We start from the raw sequence: 1,233 nt of genomic DNA on the forward strand, positions 1-1,233 counted from the left end.
CGAGCTGTTCTTGCACACCAGCCGCAGCTACGACGCCCACGGCAACCTGATCAGCCAGACCGCAACCGACTCCGACGGCGAGCAGCGCGGCAGCACGGTCAGCTACGACGACGAGGGCGTGTTCCCGATCCAGGGGTCGAACGCGCTCGGGCACAGCTCGACGCTGCGCTGGGATCCCGGCTTGGGCGTAGCGATCGAAGCGACGGATCCCAACGGCCTGCGCAAGGTCGCCGACTACGACGGCCTCGGCCACGTGACCGGCCTGCGGAGCTTCGCCGGTCTGACCCCGCGCGGCGACGAGACGACCTTCAGCTACGAGATGCTGGGTCCCAACTTCAGCGGTGCGGTGATGCAGATCCGCCAAGACACCGCTGGCCATGGCTACGACCTCGCGCAGTATGATCGGCTCGGTCGCGTGATCCTGACGCGCAGCCCCGGGCACGACGGCGTCGCGCGGGACGTGACCACCCGCTATGACCGACTCGGCCGCGTGACGCGGGTCAGCCTGCCGACGATCTACGGGCTGCAGCCCGACGGGGTGGATCGCTACGAGTATGACTTCGCGGATCGGCTGATCCGCCACAGGCTGCCCGACGACACGTCCGAGGCGTGGGTTCATGATGGCCTCGAGCGGGTCCACGAGGACCTGGGCGGGATGATCACGGTCACCCGCCGGGATCTCGGCGGCCGCGTGGTTCAGAGCACCCGCGCGCTCGGGAGCCCGGACGAAGAGCTGCTGTGCTTCGACTACGGCGCCTGGGAGCAGCCGACCCTGGTGCGGCCGGACTGCGTGGGTCGGGCGGCGCCGAGCGTCGACGAGGGCGAGGCGCCGCCGACGATCAAGCGCTTCGTCCACGATGATCTGGGCCGCCTGGTCACCAGCCACGATCCCAGCGAAGGCCTGCGCAACTACTTCTATAACGGCCACGGTGAGCTCGAGCTGTTCGTCGACGGCAATGAGAACGAAGTCTCGCTGCACCGCGACCCGCTCGGCCGCGTGGTCACGCGCAGCGACACCGACGGACTGACGATCTGGAGCTTTGATCAGAAGTTCATCGGCCAGCTCGACGCCAGCATGAGCGCCGATGGCCATGAGCAGTCATTCGAGTACGACGCGTTTGGTCGGGTCGAGGCGCTGACCAAGGTCATCGCGGGCGAGAGCTTCGAGCTCGAGTTCGAGTACGACGGGTTTGATCGGCTCGCCGAGATTCACTATCCGCAGGCCGAGCTGCT

1 protein-coding gene is annotated in these 1,233 nt (G+C 67.6%); it reads left to right on the plus strand.

Annotation, left to right across the window (positions count from 1 at the left end):
• Positions 1-1,233: RHS repeat domain-containing protein (locus tag ENSA7_RS44840; RefSeq protein WP_181234628.1), on the plus strand; the 1,233-nt coding region annotated here is incomplete at both ends.

Source organism: Enhygromyxa salina (assembly GCF_002994635.1).
GTDB classification, from domain to species: Bacteria; Myxococcota_A; Polyangia; order Nannocystales; family Nannocystaceae; genus Plesiocystis; species Plesiocystis salina_B.